The following is a 13,123-nucleotide window of genomic DNA, read 5'->3' on the forward strand; positions in this document are numbered from 1 at the left end:
TAGCTGAACAGGAGGGACAGCTGATAGAAACAGAAGCCACTGGAGCACCTCAAAAACACCATCATACACTAAATCAGTAAGTTGGCAGCATCACCGCTGATAGTAATGAACTGGATCTGCCAGGTAGGTAACATCCCCGGTTACATTACAAAAAAACAGTTCCTGCTGTTCCTTTGAACTCACCCAAAGGAATAACACAATGAAAAGACATTACCCACACTTTAAAAAAATCACTCCCGATGATTTCCTCCTGAATATGATCAATCACCATCTTAATCAGATTCTGATGCGTCACTCTAAAATACTGGCGTTTAGAATGGATTTTGATTATCAGCGAGGTACCAACCGATTCATTCGTAATTCTTCATTTGAGATACAGGATGACCTCCGGGATTTAACCCTGGCTGTAATGCAAATGCCTCAACTCTGTGGTTGTTTCTGGGTGCTGGAATGGACATCAGAAGGGGCAGTTCATGCTCATGCGATTTTTTATCTTAATGGTCAGGAACATCAAAAGTCATTCCCGTTCATTTTACGGGCAGAAGAACTGTGGCTAGAGATTACCCATGGTGAAGGCAAATCTCAGCGATGCAAACCAAATGCATATCATCGGGACAACATTAACAACGTTGTGGAATATCACAATAACGATGCCATAAACAGCCTGAGACGTATAGCCAGCTATCTGGCAAAAGAAGACCAGAAATACGGATTACCAATCTGGGGATACAACGAAATTCCTTCGCCAGCCAGGCAGGGCAGACCGAGGAAGTTTAGTTAGTTTTTTACAGCAGCACCGGTTGCTATGCCGGAGCGGGCAGCAACGTTTAATCACCCGACTCCGGTACCCATTCAGCTACCGGAGAATCAAATCATGACCAGTAAACCTTCCCTGTCTGAAGACCAGTTCGTCGATATGGCTTTTATCACCCGCCTGCTGGGGGTCAGTGATAAATGGATTTACCGACTCATCAAGGATGGCCTCTTTCCAAAACCCATCAAACTGGGTCGAAGTTCACGCTGGTTGCAAAGCGAAGTCGAAGCCTGGCTGCAGGCCCGTATTGATGCATCCCGTCCTCAGCGCTAAACCCCTTCCCGTTCGTTAACCCAAAACCAGTGCGTCATCTCGTATCCGCCTCTTGCGGAGTTTTACGGCTGCATGTCAGTTACTCATTTAAGGAATATCAGAAATGAACAATTCACCCTTACTCAACCATTACCAGGCCTGGCTGGATGATTTTACCCGCGTCAGTCTGTTCCACGGTTTATGCCAGCAGCACATCTCGCAGTGGCACAGGCTGGCGATAACCGCCTGCCCGATGCCAGGCAGTAGCGTAACAGAAGTCGTCATTCCACAGTGTCTGCTGCCGGTCACCCGCACCGGCCGACTGGGATCATGTACTTCCGCCCCCGGTCTGACTAAACACACCGATTATGCCCTTCTGCCCGGTGTGCTGCTTAGCGAATGTTATCGACTGGGGAAAAGTCGGCTGGCAAACCAGTTACAGATGTTATTCCGGCTTAATGTACAGCCCGGTATGCGCCAGGCGCTGACCCTGCTGTGCTGGTGTGAGCTGGCAACAGGTAAGGATATGGAGGAATGGTATGCGCTGCATCTGCCACAGCCTGACACGCTGACGCAATGGTTGGCAGTAAAACAGCGGGCATACCGGGGACTGAAGACGCTGACTGACGGTTACATTCGTGCCACCCAGCCGATGTGAGGGACGGATAATGCTGATACCAAAATGCTATATCGCACAGCGTAAAACCGGTGAGATTTTCGCTGTCAGCCAACTGAATTCAGGCGATGACGAGTGGTTCTGCCATCACTGCCAGTGCCCGTTGATTTTCCATCCACCCACCATAACGTCACCGCCCTGGTTCGAACACGACATACTTCAGGGACAACCAGAAGCACTGCTGCAATGCCCCTATCTGGCCCCCGTCAATGGAAAGCCTTCAGCAGTGGCTAAGCTACAGCGCCTTCTGGCACAACTCCCACCGGTCATCACGACCACACAATGGCAATGTACCATGTGCGGCCTGTCGTATGGTGGTGAGAAACGCTGCCCTCAATGCAGAAAAGGGATATACAGTCGGGAGATACGAATTTAGTGATACGTACCAGGCAATCATGGGATTGATTGGTACACCAGAAAGCTATTATATGGGGGCATATAACTTCGGAGTAAAAATCAATCACTTTCCATCATCCGGCCCCTGGTGCTGGTGGATTCGTAATTCATAATCCATGACGGGTTGGTAATATTAATTAACCAACTGATATATAAACAATATCATCTCAATGCCACACCCGTATACGGCTACTCATACACGATAGCCTTAATGGCTGGTCTTACCCCCCTTTAAATCCTTAATCCCTTTAACTGCCTATTACGGGTAAGGCTTTGCCCTGCCCGTAATTCATTACCCAAGGAAATTATATGTTTGACAATATCTGTCTCGATAGACGACACGCACCATTCAACACCACTTACCTGCAACGTATTCTACGCGTTATCGATAACGCGACTGCAGAACACGCACGCACAATGGCGGTACGGGTAGACCTGCGTCTTCCTGACAATATGCTCATTAACCGACAGGGCCTGATATCTCGCTTCATTGAATCCCTCGATGCGAAGATTGCTGCACGCTACAGAAGTAAGTTGAAACAGGGCACACGAACATATCCATGCCACCTTCGCGATGCCTGGGTTCGGGAGGTGGGTGAGATTAATCAGAAATCGCATTACCACATGGTGTTGTTCGTGAATAACGATACGTTCAATGGACTGGGAAGTTACAAAGAAGGCGGGACGGGCCTGGCGTCTCTGATACGAGAGGCCTGGTTGAGTGCTTTGCAGCTTAGTCACCGCCCAGAGCACTGGACGCTAGCCCGCTTTCCCGATAACCCACTTTATTACCTGGATATTAACTCCCACGGTTACAGCGAGGTATATGATCAACTGACGTTTCGCTTGAGTTACTTCGCTAAAGAGAGAACCAAATCCTACAGCCGTCAAGAGCGTTCTTTTGGCTGTAGTCAGTGTTAATACCTCTTGAGGCATCTATGGAAGAGGGGAATTGCTTCGTAGGCAATTCCAGAAATTAATGAATGCCATTCATAATCCCTATCCTCCCCCCTGTGCTTACAAGTCCGCTTTGAGCGATGAGCGGACCTAAAGATATAGCTTCAAACATGCGATGATGATTGATATCCAGCTAGGTTTCAGAAAGACCGACAGACTGCCGGTCCTGCGGGGAGATTACTTCAGCTCCAGCATACTTATCACATGGGCAATATCGCGGATATTGCCTGCTGACAACGGCTGCAAAGGACGAGGCAGGCAATCCATGTCGGTTAGCCCAAGCACACCAGCAGCTGTGGCAATAACACGAAGACTTCCACCATGTTTACGGAACAGCGCCCACAAAGGTTCAAGGTGGGCTGTCAGGGCAGTAACGCGTTGATGATCCTTTACCGCCGCGGCTTCAGTAATTTGTTTCGCCATCTCAGGGAACAGACCGCCACACACGGAGTACCAGGCTTCACAACCAGCGTTTAATCCCAGCCCCACATAAGCGTCGCCACTGATACCGATTGTTACACCAGGGCACAGATGTTGACGTAACGCATTCACCCGCTCAGTCGCTGCAGCGGGGCTATCCGGTACGCCAGGGATCTTGACCGAGCGAATCCCCTCAAGTGATGAGAGACGACCGTGGAGTTCATCCGTAAAGGTAAAATGCGTAGTGCCCGGATTATCATAGATACACACCGGTACAGACACGTGCCGGGTAACGGTCTCAAAGAGTGAGAATACTTCTTCGTCACGGAGTGGCTGGTAGCTGACCGCCGGGAGTAACAGAGCATTCGCGCCGGCTGCCTGCGCGTCATCTGCCAGATGCAGGATAGCATCGGTACTGACCGCTCCCACACATACCATCATTGGGATATCCCCGGCATGCTGTTTTGCCAGCGTTGCTACGCGCTTTCGCTGCTCCCGGGTCAGATAGGCGTAGCTTCCGGTTGACCCCAGGATGCCCATAGAATCAACCCGAGCTTCTGTCAGGCGGGAAAGAATATGGCTGAAACCCTTTTCATCCACGCCGCTGGCGGTGAGTGGGGTTAATGGAAACGCCGACAAACCTGTAAACATAAAAGTTTCTCCTGAATGATATTACTGCTGTTGTTCTTCGATGAGAGCAACCTCAAACCACAGACCGGGCATCATTTTTTCCAGGCCGTCGGTCAGCATCTTCCCGGCTTCGTGAAGTCTCTCCAGCGGCATCTGCGGCAGGCTTTCCAGAATAAACCACATTTGCTGAGCTTCCACACCTAAGCGGGTTCTGAGCCCCTGTCGCCAGTTCCAGCGACGGCAGGTCACGCCGATATCATCACACCAGATGATCTCGCCTTGTGAAGGATATTCAACGGCCTTTTCCCCCTCTTTGACTGTATCAAAAGGCTCTGTTCCTTTTGCTACAGCCAGACATGGTGAACCCTGATAGGCAGCGATATTCTCTCCACCCACCGGAACGGCGTAGCGGAGACTAACGGCATTATAAAGATCAACGATGGGATCAAGTGCTGGCATCGTTCCGTCACGTAATACGCGCTTGCGTAACGCATCCGCTGAGCAAGGGGTACGTTTAGGTTTAGCACCAAACTTTTGAAAAACCTCTGCCCATGCGGTCAGATGCGCTTCCGCCCACTCAGGCTCACCGGCCAGAACCGCTTCACAGGCTTCTCGCAGCGCTGTTTCTCCGATATCGGAGTTAAGCACTGGTGCAGCTTTTACGTAGACACTGAGTGCCCGAAAACCAGGCGCAATGCGATAAATTTCAGGGGCAATTGACGGAGAGACTGTTAACACGTGATAATCCTGTAATGACCAATTTATCCCATGATAATGACCGATGACCAAGAAAGTCAATTTAATGACCGATGCAGATTCTATCGTCAGCACCGTAAATGAAGCCATATCTCAGCGGATTAAGCTGTATCGTAAGCAAAAGAAAATATCGCTCGATGAACTCTCCCGCCGGGCGGGCGTCAGCAAGGGCGCGCTGGTTGAGATTGAGGGATGCCGGGCAAATCCCAGCATAGCCCTGTTATGCCGCCTGGCTGCCGCGATGGGGGTTTCGGTAGCCGATTTTGTGGATGTCAGTTCCAAACCGACCGTGCATCTCATTGCTGAAGATGAGATCCCAGAATTGTGGGCTGGTGAAAAAGGAGGGAGAGCAAGGTTGCTCGCTGGTTCGGGCGGCCCTGATATGACCGAGCTCTGGATGTGGGAAATGCAACCGGGGGAAAAGTTTGCTTCGCCCGGCCACACGGAAGGGACGCTTGAGCTGTTTTATGTTCAGACAGGCACGCTCACGCTGGGTGTGAAGGACCACCTGTATCAGGTAAAAACCGGCTGTTCAGCAACAGCCAGAACGGACGTTCCTCATTTCTATGAAAACCAGGAGGAGGGACCATTGGTGTTCATCATGACAGTACATGAGAAAACATCCTGATTGTCGCCCGGCAAGCAATAGGGCTTGTTTTATCACAGGTAAGTTTGCATGGAGTGGTTCAGTGGATAATCAACATCTGAGTTTTGCCAAAAGCCAGTTTACTGTCACAACCGATCCCGCTTTTTTTCAACTGGAAGCCATTCACGATTACCTCTCGCAATCGTCCTGGGCTCCAGGCATTGATGCCGAAACGGTCAGAATATCAATCCAGAACAGCCTTTGTTTTGCGCTTCTGGATGGAACAAGACAAATCGGCTTCGCCCGCCTTGTCACAGACTATGCCACTTTTGGTTATTTGTGTGACGTCTACGTATTAAACGATTATCAGAAAAGTGGTCTCGGCCGCTGGCTGATCGAATGCTGTCACGCCCATCCATTGATGTCACGCCTGCGACGGATAATGTTGGTCACTGACAGCGCGCCCTGGCTATACCAAAAACTGGGTTATAACCCATTGAACCGGAAAGATTTTGTCTGGCAGATCAATCGGCCCGACATTTATCGTAATGCCGGACAAAAATAAGAATACTTTTCAGAGAGTAATGATAAATGTTAATCCGTAGGGCCAGTTCCTCTGATGCTGAAGAGCTGGCTATTTTAGCCGAGCGAACCTTCAGAAAGACTTTCCAGGATGGTAATACTCAGGAGGATATGGATCTTCACTGCCATGCAAGCTATTCAACTAATATCCAGTTGAAAGAAATCCTCAGACAAGACTGGATTACATTAGTCTGCGAATACGAGAGCAAACTGATTGGGTACGCTCAACTAAGGTGGGAAGAGTTTCCTCCCTGTGTCAATAGCATCCATGCCGGAGAAATTCTGTGTCTGTATGTCGATGAGCCCTACCATGGTAAAGGATTTGCACAGGCACTGATGCAAAAGTGCTTTGCTGAATTTGAGGCAAAGGGATCGGATCCTGTCTGGTTAGGTGTCTGGGAACATAACCCAAGGGCCATCTCTTTTTACCGTAAGCTTGGGTTTACCGAGGTGGGTGAGCATATCTTTCAGGTTGGGTCAGACCCGCAGAGAGATATCATTATGAAACGCTCAACCTACGCTAGCTGAACACACATTTTGACGTCCGCTTTTGGCCCAAAGCGGACCGCCTGAAGCGTTGCGAGGTCTGCTATGAGCGAAAGGTGGACGCCCGCATAGCGTTAACAGGCGTCCGATATTTTGAAGTGGGCAGATTACTTAACACGCTTCCCCGTTTCGCCAATGACCTTCTCGCCATCCTCTTTGGTAAACGCTCCTTTCTGACGTTCCGGAAGAATATCCAGTACCTCTTCGGAAGGGCGACACAGTTTAGTTCCCAGTGGCGTCACCACAATCGGACGGTTAATCAGAATCGTATGTTGCAGCATAAAGTCGATTAGCTGGTCGTCAGTAAATTTATCTTCTACAAGACCCAGTACCTCATACGGCTCGACGTTCTTACGCAGCAAAGCACGGACGGAAATGCCCATATCCGCAATGAGTTTGACCAGCTCATCGCGTGAAGGTGGGTTTTCGAGGTAAAGAATAACGGTCGGTTCAGTACCGCTGTTTCGGATCATCTCCAACGTATTACGCGACGTGCCGCAGGCTGGATTGTGATAAATGGTGATGTTGCTCATATCAGTATCTCATTACAAAGTGAAAGAGAGACGTAGCGCCAGCGCGGCCAGCGTTACAAACAGCACAGGCAGAGTCATGACGATCCCGGTGCGGAAATAGTATCCCCAGGTGATGGTCATGTTCTTCTGTGAAAGGACATGCAGCCAGAGCAGCGTTGCCAGGCTACCAATCGGTGTAATTTTCGGTCCCAGATCGCAGCCAATCACGTTGGCATAAATCATCGCCTCTTTGATAACGCCTGTTGCGGTGCTGCCATCAATAGAGAGAGCGCCAACCAGCACGGTAGGCATATTGTTCATGATGGAAGACAGGAAAGCCGTCAGGAAGCCGGTACCAAACGTCGCGGCCCAAAGTCCTTTATCTGCCAGCACGTTCAGCACACCGGAGAGGTATTCTGTTAGTCCGGCATTACGCAGACCATAGACCACCAGATACATCCCCAGCGAGAATATGACGATCTGCCATGGCGCACCACGCAGCACTTTGCCAGTGTTAATGGCATGGCCTCGTTTCGCCACCGCAAACAGGATTACAGCGCCAACAGCCGCAATCGCGCTAACGGGAATACCGAGCGGCTCAAGAACGAAAAAGCCAACCAGAAGAAGGATCAACACGATCCAGCCGGTTCTGAAGGTTGCCAGATCTTTAATCGCTTTTGCCGGTGCTTTCAGGAGAGCCAGGTCGTAAGTAGGCGGAATATCTTTGCGGAAGAACAGATGCAGCATAACCAGCGTGGCAAAAATGGCTGCAATATCAACCGGCACCATTACCGACGCATATTTGGTGAATCCCAGACCAAAGAAGTCCACCGAGACGATATTCACCAGGTTCGACACGATAAGCGGCAGACTGGCTGTATCGGCAATAAACCCGGCGGCCATGACAAATGCCAGCGTAGTACCTTTACTGAACCCTAATGCCAGCAGCATGGCGATGACTATCGGCGTCAGAATAAGTGCCGCACCATCGTTGGCAAACAGTGCCGCTACCGCTGCGCCGAGCAGGACGATCCAGGTAAAGAGCAAACGACCACGACCATTCCCCCAACGAGATACGTGCAGCGCTGCCCATTCGAAAAAACCTGATTCATCAAGCAGCAGGCTGATGATAATCACGGCAATAAAGGTCGCTGTCGCGTTCCAGACGATATTCCACACCACCGGAATATCGCTTACATGCACAACACCAGATATCAGAGCCAGCCCCGCACCCAGCATCGCACTCCAGCCAATCCCTAATCCCTTCGGTTGCCAGATAACCAACACGATGGTCAGGACAAAAATAGCGCCTGCCAGTAACATAAAACCTCCTGACAGGGCGACTTTGTCGCCCTGTATATGCCAAAAAATTAACTCATCAACTCTCTGAGCTTTTCAATACCGGCGGGCTCTGACGCCAGCACCGGAACAAGCGCTATACGGTCAGCGTGCTGATTCTTAACAGCCTCAATCTGAGGCACTTCCTGCCGGGCACGCTGGCAAAGCAACGGAGAACACGTATCCGCAATGGAAAGGCTGTTATTGATAATCCAGCCCCACGGATGAATCCCCGTTCTTTCAAGGTCAGTCTGCAGGTTAGCCGCTTCCAGTACCGGTGTGGTTTCAGGCAAAGTGACCATCAGGACTTTGGTGCGTTCCGGGTCCTGAAGCTGCATCATCGGAGTGGAAAAATGACCTTTATTCCCCATCTTCTTGGCAATCTCACGGTGATAAGCCCCGGTAGCATCAAGCAGTAATAGCGTATGCCCGGTAGGTGCCGTATCCATGACCACAAACCGTTTGCCTGCTTCACGGATTACGCGTGAGAACGCCTGGAACACCGCAATCTCTTCCGTGCAAGGAGAACGTAAATCCTCTTCGAGCAGCCGTTTCCCTGCCTCATCCAGATTCCTGCCTTTCGTCTCAAGAACATGCTGCCGATAGCGTTCAGTTTCATCGTGAGGGTTAATTCGGCTGACCTGCAGATTTTTAAGACTTCCATTGAGCGTTGCACTGAGATGTGCAGCGGGATCTGAGGTGGTGAGATGGACATCAAATCCCATATCCGCCAGCCTGACGGCGATGGCAGCAGCCATCGTGGTTTTACCTACGCCACCTTTGCCCATCAGCATAATCAAACCGTGTTCACTGCGAGCGATATCATCAACCAGGACAGAGAGCGATAAGTTTTCAGGCGTGTACAGGACGTTCGTTGCAGGCAGCGGTAATGCTCTTGCACTGGTGTCCAGTAGTCCCTTCAATGCAGACACGCCAACCATGTTGACTGGCTGGAGTAATAAGGTATCTGTCGATAGCTCAGATAAACCGGCAGGAAGATTTGCCAGTGCTTCCTGTTCCCGTTGCCATATCGCAGCGGCAAGGGCGTCATGTTCAGCTTCTGCTTTAGGCAGCACACCATTAATAACCAGGTACTGGTTTTTCAGGCCAATTGCAGCCAGTTCTTCATGAGTGCGGGCGACTTCCTGCAGCGTAGATTTTTGCAGTCGTGCAACCAGAACCAGGCGGGTACGTTCAGGATCGGATAGCGCCTCTACTGCATGAGCATACTGCTCACGCTGCTTTTCCAGCCCGGCCATTGGGCCAAGACAGGAAGCACCATCTGGATTACTTTCAATGAAGCTACTCCAGGCACAGGGAAGCTGGAGAAGGCGAATCGTGTGGCCCGTCGGCGCTGTATCAAAAATGATGTGATCAAAGCGGGTCAGCAGAGAAGCGTCGGTCAGTAAGCCAGTAAACTCATCGAACGCCGCAATCTCAGTCGTACAGGCTCCTGAAAGCTGTTCGCTGATACTGTTAACAACGTCATCAGGCAGAAGACCTTTGATAGGATCAACGATTCTGGAGCGGTATTGTTGGGCGGCTTCCTGCGGGTCAATCTCCAGAGCAGAAAGCCCAGGAACTGCCGTCACAGGGCGAATGGTGTTACCGATAGCCTGGTCGAATACCTGGCCGACATTCGAGGCAGGATCGGTACTGACCAGCAAAACCCGCTTACCCTGTTCGGCAAGGCGGATAGCCGTCGCGCAGGAAATGGAAGTTTTTCCTACGCCTCCCTTACCGGTAAAAAACAGATAAGGCGGGATGTTCTGTAAGAATTTCATATGTCCTCCTGACATATCAGCAACAGGAAGTATTACCACCACAGCAGCTGGTGGGAGCTAACCCTACCCTCTCCAGCGGTATACCAAACCAGCGAGCTATCTCAGCACGTTTTGGGTACCGCCCTGCCATCACCGTTTCACCGTCCAACAGCAGTAGCGGAAGCCCTTCTGCTCCAGATGCTTCGAGGAATACTTTCGCTTTCTCATTATGAACAAAGCTCATGGGCTGCTGCGCCAGGTTGTAACGTTCAACCTGTACGCCACGTCCTTTCAGCCACTGCACATCAGCAGAGAAATCAACCAGAACCTGATCGATATCTGAGCCACATACGCCGGTACTGCAGCACATTACCGGGTCAAACACCGTTAACGTTTTCATCTTTAACACCTCATATCCGGAAAAGCATATATGTGCAGGCAAAATTTTTAGAGGCAAACAGCCTTACCGCTGCCAGAGCAGTTGGTTGATGCGAGCTTACGGGCGATGGCCTGTACGTCGTCCTGTTGGCTTAACCAAGCCAGCTCAATCACCTGAGCGGCCCAGGAAGGAATATGCGGGGATAAGCGGTAGTGAACCCACTTGCCCTGCTTGCGATCCAGCAATAGTCCACTTTCCCGGAGCATTGCCAAATGACGGGAGATCTTTGGCTGCGACTGATCCAGCGCCGTACAGAGATCGCACACGCACAACTCTCCCATTTCCCTGAGCAGTAACACGATGCCCAAGCGGGTTTCATCGGAGAGATTTTTGAAGAGTCGTAGGGAAGTTAGTAGCATCTGTCCTCCGGTTGATTTAATAACAGGATACTCTGTAGGTTTACAATCGCAACAATACATTCGAAAAAACATATGTAACTGTTGTCGTGGAACATTTTATCCTGATATCAGAAACTTGGTTAACTTATTGATATTCATATTTTTATACGTTTCCTTAAAGGGTGTAACTCCCATTCTGAATGCAAATAAAATATTTGGGGATTCAAGAAATGTTGATAGAACAAACTTCTTATGGCGTTACGCCGATGCTAAACTGAACTAAAGGTTTTACTTGTATGGGTATTGAATCGCCACGGAAAATCTAGACACTTCCGAGCCGTTGATAATACTGGTTTTCATATTCTGTCGGTGACATCTGATCGCTAGAACCATGCCGACGCTTACTGTTATAAAACATTTCGATGTAATCAAAAATATCGCTGCGGGCTTCTTCCCGCGTTCCGTAGATCTTTTTCTTTATCCGTTCGCGTTTCAACAACTGGAAAAAGCTTTCTGCAACCGCATTATCATGGCAGTTACCGCGACGGCTCATGCTGCCCTCCAGGCCGTGTGATTTCAGGAACGACTGCCACTCATGGCTTGTGTACTGACTGCCCTGATCCGAATGAACCAGCACCTGTTTTTGGGGATTACGCCGCCATACAGCCATCAGCAGTGCGTTCAGGACAATGTCCTTTGTCATCCGGGATTGCATGGACCAGCCGATAATTTTGCGTGAGAACAGATCAACAACAACGGCAAGATACAGCCAGCCTTCGTGGGTCCTGATGTAGGTTATGTCCGTTACCCAACGCTCATCCGGAGCATCCGGATTGAACTGTCGCTGGAGCCTGTTGGGCGACACGATACTGGCCTCGCCTTTACGTGCCCGCGGGCTCCGGTATCCGACCTGAGCCTTTATCCCGACACGTTTCATCAGTCGCCAGACCCGGTTCACTCCGCACTGTTGCCCGCTGTCCCGCAGATCCAGATGGATTTTGCGATAACCATAGACGCATCCCGATTCCAGCCAGAACTGTTTAATCTGTCCTGTCAGTCTCAGGTCTGCCTGATGGCGTTGTGAATGCGGCTGCTGAAGCCAGGCGTAAAAACCACTAGGATGAACATCCAGCCCCCGACAGAGCAGGCGAACAGGCCAGCAACAGGAGTTGTCACGGATAAAGGCGTACCTCAGTCGGACAGCTTTGCGAAGTACGCCGCTGTGAGTTCAACAGGTGGATGCAACACATTGGTTAAAACGCTCTGCGGGTGATTCATAGTCTAGCGTTTTTCTTGGCCTCTCGTTGAGCTGCCTGGCAACACTGTTTAGTCTTTGCTGGCTGTGAACTGATAAGTCAGTTCCTTTTGGAAAATACTGTCTGAGTAATCTGTTTGTATTTTCATTTGAGCCGCGTTGCCAGGGAGATTGAGGATCGCAGAAGTAAACCTGAATATCTGTGGCTACGGTCGTGGGGGCAGTCCAATGGGAAAAAAACGCTCCCGGACGGGAGCATAAGCCAGTGACTTCGGCGTCAAATGAGGGTCTAACAAGTGGAGCTGCGGGTTAATTCTGGGTGATCTGGCTGCGATGCTTTTCAGCCTGCTGCTGATGAATAACGGAAGATTGACCATTATTCGCCTTCTCATGCATAACAGCGGCTTTCTCATGCTCGTTCATTTCGGAAAATGATTTTGCTGTTTCGTTAGAAGCTGCTGGCTTGGATTTCATCATTTTTTTATGCATTTCAGCCATGTCCTGATGGGCAGCAGAATTGCCGTTTTGCATCATTTCATGGGACATTGCGGCCTGATCGTGACCGCTCATATCCATCATTTTCATGCTCTCCCCCTGAACTGCACTTTTTTCAGCGGATGATTGCATCTGATGGGCAGGCGCCTGGGCATTATTTACCTGGTCATGCATGTTCATTGTCTCTGCAGCCCAGGCAGATGAAGCGACAGCCATCATGGCAATAAAGGATACAAGGATCTTTTTCATGGTTGGGTCTCCGGTGTTTTCATACCCGAACAATCAATGCTTATAACAGAGAAAGCATTTGATCTCAGGGCTGGTTGATCATCACGCCAGGAACCGGGCGATTGAATTATCACGCTGTC

General features: G+C 50.2%; 16 protein-coding genes and 2 pseudogenes. 8 read left to right on the forward strand and 10 right to left on the reverse strand.

Translation table 11 applies throughout. The annotated features are described in order from the left end of the window. The first annotated feature begins 199 nt into the window (after window positions 1-199). The 5 genes from ABOC97_RS10985 to ABOC97_RS11005 all read left to right on the forward strand — a co-directional run bounded on the left by ABOC97_RS10985 (window position 200) and on the right by ABOC97_RS11005 (window position 3,059). Window positions 200-781 carry an inovirus-type Gp2 protein gene (locus ABOC97_RS10985; RefSeq protein ID WP_048998197.1) on the forward strand — a complete coding sequence of 194 codons (582 nt, stop codon included), beginning with the start codon at window positions 200-202 and terminating at the stop codon, window positions 779-781. A gap of 93 nt (window positions 782-874) precedes the next feature. Next, complete coding sequence (locus ABOC97_RS10990) at window positions 875-1,087, forward strand: helix-turn-helix transcriptional regulator (RefSeq protein ID WP_048998198.1); 213 nt, start codon at window positions 875-877, stop codon at window positions 1,085-1,087. Window positions 1,088-1,190: 103 nt separating this feature from the next. Then, window positions 1,191-1,724 (forward strand): hypothetical protein, encoded by a 534-nt coding sequence (locus tag ABOC97_RS10995; protein WP_048998199.1) that lies wholly within the window; start codon window positions 1,191-1,193, stop codon window positions 1,722-1,724. Between the two features lie 10 nt (window positions 1,725-1,734). Then, a complete protein-coding gene (locus ABOC97_RS11000; protein WP_071687429.1) occupies window positions 1,735-2,118 on the forward strand; it encodes a putative zinc ribbon protein in 384 nt (127 codons plus the stop codon). Between the two features lie 329 nt (window positions 2,119-2,447). After that, window positions 2,448-3,059, forward strand: coding sequence for an inovirus Gp2 family protein (locus ABOC97_RS11005; protein WP_048998200.1), 612 nt, complete (start codon window positions 2,448-2,450; stop codon window positions 3,057-3,059). Window positions 3,060-3,272: 213 nt separating this feature from the next. On the opposite strand, the gene ABOC97_RS11010 is transcribed toward ABOC97_RS11005, so the two are convergent. Beyond that, on the reverse strand, window positions 3,273-4,166 hold the full coding sequence (locus tag ABOC97_RS11010; RefSeq protein WP_349597451.1) for a dihydrodipicolinate synthase family protein: 894 nt from the start codon (window positions 4,164-4,166) through the stop codon (window positions 3,273-3,275). 21 nt (window positions 4,167-4,187) lie between these two features. Further along, complete coding sequence (locus ABOC97_RS11015) at window positions 4,188-4,883, reverse strand: B3/B4 domain-containing protein (protein WP_048998202.1); 696 nt, start codon at window positions 4,881-4,883, stop codon at window positions 4,188-4,190. Window positions 4,884-4,926: 43 nt separating this feature from the next. Between ABOC97_RS11015 and ABOC97_RS11020 the strand changes: the two genes are divergently transcribed. From ABOC97_RS11020 to ABOC97_RS11030, 3 genes are all read left to right on the forward strand, one after another. Continuing rightward, complete coding sequence (locus ABOC97_RS11020) at window positions 4,927-5,529, forward strand: helix-turn-helix domain-containing protein (protein ID WP_142878785.1); 603 nt, start codon at window positions 4,927-4,929, stop codon at window positions 5,527-5,529. Window positions 5,530-5,590: 61 nt separating this feature from the next. Beyond that, window positions 5,591-6,052, forward strand: a complete 462-nt coding sequence (locus tag ABOC97_RS11025) for a GNAT family N-acetyltransferase (RefSeq protein WP_116361278.1) — start codon at window positions 5,591-5,593, stop codon at window positions 6,050-6,052. A 26-nt stretch (window positions 6,053-6,078) separates the two neighbouring features. Then, window positions 6,079-6,597 (forward strand): GNAT family N-acetyltransferase, encoded by a 519-nt coding sequence (locus ABOC97_RS11030; RefSeq protein ID WP_035897605.1) that lies wholly within the window; start codon window positions 6,079-6,081, stop codon window positions 6,595-6,597. Between the two features lie 125 nt (window positions 6,598-6,722). On the opposite strand, the gene arsC is transcribed toward ABOC97_RS11030, so the two are convergent. The 8 genes and pseudogenes from arsC to pcoE form a co-directional block, all read right to left on the reverse strand. Then, window positions 6,723-7,148: a glutaredoxin-dependent arsenate reductase gene (arsC, locus tag ABOC97_RS11035; protein WP_048998205.1), complete on the reverse strand. Its 426-nt coding sequence runs from the start codon at window positions 7,146-7,148 to the stop codon at window positions 6,723-6,725. Window positions 7,149-7,160: 12 nt separating this feature from the next. After that, window positions 7,161-8,450 carry an arsenite efflux transporter membrane subunit ArsB gene (gene arsB / locus ABOC97_RS11040; RefSeq protein ID WP_049014746.1) on the reverse strand — a complete coding sequence of 430 codons (1,290 nt, stop codon included), beginning with the start codon at window positions 8,448-8,450 and terminating at the stop codon, window positions 7,161-7,163. Between the two features lie 47 nt (window positions 8,451-8,497). Further along, window positions 8,498-10,249: an arsenite efflux transporter ATPase subunit ArsA gene (arsA, locus tag ABOC97_RS11045; protein WP_181562021.1), complete on the reverse strand. Its 1,752-nt coding sequence runs from the start codon at window positions 10,247-10,249 to the stop codon at window positions 8,498-8,500. A 16-nt stretch (window positions 10,250-10,265) separates the two neighbouring features. Then, window positions 10,266-10,628, reverse strand: a complete 363-nt coding sequence (gene arsD, locus ABOC97_RS11050) for an arsenite efflux transporter metallochaperone ArsD (RefSeq protein WP_048998181.1) — start codon at window positions 10,626-10,628, stop codon at window positions 10,266-10,268. 47 nt (window positions 10,629-10,675) lie between these two features. Beyond that, on the reverse strand, window positions 10,676-11,026 hold the full coding sequence (arsR, locus tag ABOC97_RS11055; RefSeq protein ID WP_349597457.1) for an As(III)-sensing metalloregulatory transcriptional repressor ArsR: 351 nt from the start codon (window positions 11,024-11,026) through the stop codon (window positions 10,676-10,678). 301 nt (window positions 11,027-11,327) lie between these two features. Further along, window positions 11,328-12,221: pseudogene (locus ABOC97_RS11060) on the reverse strand (IS3 family transposase); the annotation flags it as partial. Between the two features lie 12 nt (window positions 12,222-12,233). Further along, window positions 12,234-12,485, reverse strand: a pseudogene (locus ABOC97_RS11065) (IS30 family transposase); the annotation flags it as partial. A gap of 84 nt (window positions 12,486-12,569) precedes the next feature. After that, window positions 12,570-13,004, reverse strand: a complete 435-nt coding sequence (gene pcoE / locus ABOC97_RS11070) for a copper resistance system metallochaperone PcoE (protein WP_038633679.1) — start codon at window positions 13,002-13,004, stop codon at window positions 12,570-12,572. Window positions 13,005-13,123 lie beyond the last annotated feature (119 nt).

It is taken from the genome of Kluyvera huaxiensis, assembly GCF_040149365.1.
Lineage (GTDB): Bacteria > Pseudomonadota > Gammaproteobacteria > Enterobacterales > Enterobacteriaceae > Kluyvera > Kluyvera intermedia_A.

Coding starts and splice junctions, on each gene's coding strand:
- ABOC97_RS11005 (WP_048998200.1), top strand. CDS start 2,448: ATGTTTGACAATATCTGTCTCGATAGACGACACGCACCATTCAACACC.
- ABOC97_RS10985 (WP_048998197.1), top strand. CDS start 200: ATGAAAAGACATTACCCACACTTTAAAAAAATCACTCCCGATGATTTC.
- arsA (WP_181562021.1), bottom strand. CDS start 10,249: ATGAAATTCTTACAGAACATCCCGCCTTATCTGTTTTTTACCGGTAAG.
- arsC (WP_048998205.1), bottom strand. CDS start 7,148: ATGAGCAACATCACCATTTATCACAATCCAGCCTGCGGCACGTCGCGT.
- ABOC97_RS11010 (WP_349597451.1), bottom strand. CDS start 4,166: ATGTTTACAGGTTTGTCGGCGTTTCCATTAACCCCACTCACCGCCAGC.
- pcoE (WP_038633679.1), bottom strand. CDS start 13,004: ATGAAAAAGATCCTTGTATCCTTTATTGCCATGATGGCTGTCGCTTCA.
- ABOC97_RS10995 (WP_048998199.1), top strand. CDS start 1,191: ATGAACAATTCACCCTTACTCAACCATTACCAGGCCTGGCTGGATGAT.
- arsB (WP_049014746.1), bottom strand. CDS start 8,450: ATGTTACTGGCAGGCGCTATTTTTGTCCTGACCATCGTGTTGGTTATC.
- arsD (WP_048998181.1), bottom strand. CDS start 10,628: ATGAAAACGTTAACGGTGTTTGACCCGGTAATGTGCTGCAGTACCGGC.
- ABOC97_RS11000 (WP_071687429.1), top strand. CDS start 1,735: ATGCTGATACCAAAATGCTATATCGCACAGCGTAAAACCGGTGAGATT.
- ABOC97_RS11030 (WP_035897605.1), top strand. CDS start 6,079: ATGTTAATCCGTAGGGCCAGTTCCTCTGATGCTGAAGAGCTGGCTATT.
- ABOC97_RS10990 (WP_048998198.1), top strand. CDS start 875: ATGACCAGTAAACCTTCCCTGTCTGAAGACCAGTTCGTCGATATGGCT.
- ABOC97_RS11020 (WP_142878785.1), top strand. CDS start 4,927: ATGACCAAGAAAGTCAATTTAATGACCGATGCAGATTCTATCGTCAGC.
- arsR (WP_349597457.1), bottom strand. CDS start 11,026: ATGCTACTAACTTCCCTACGACTCTTCAAAAATCTCTCCGATGAAACC.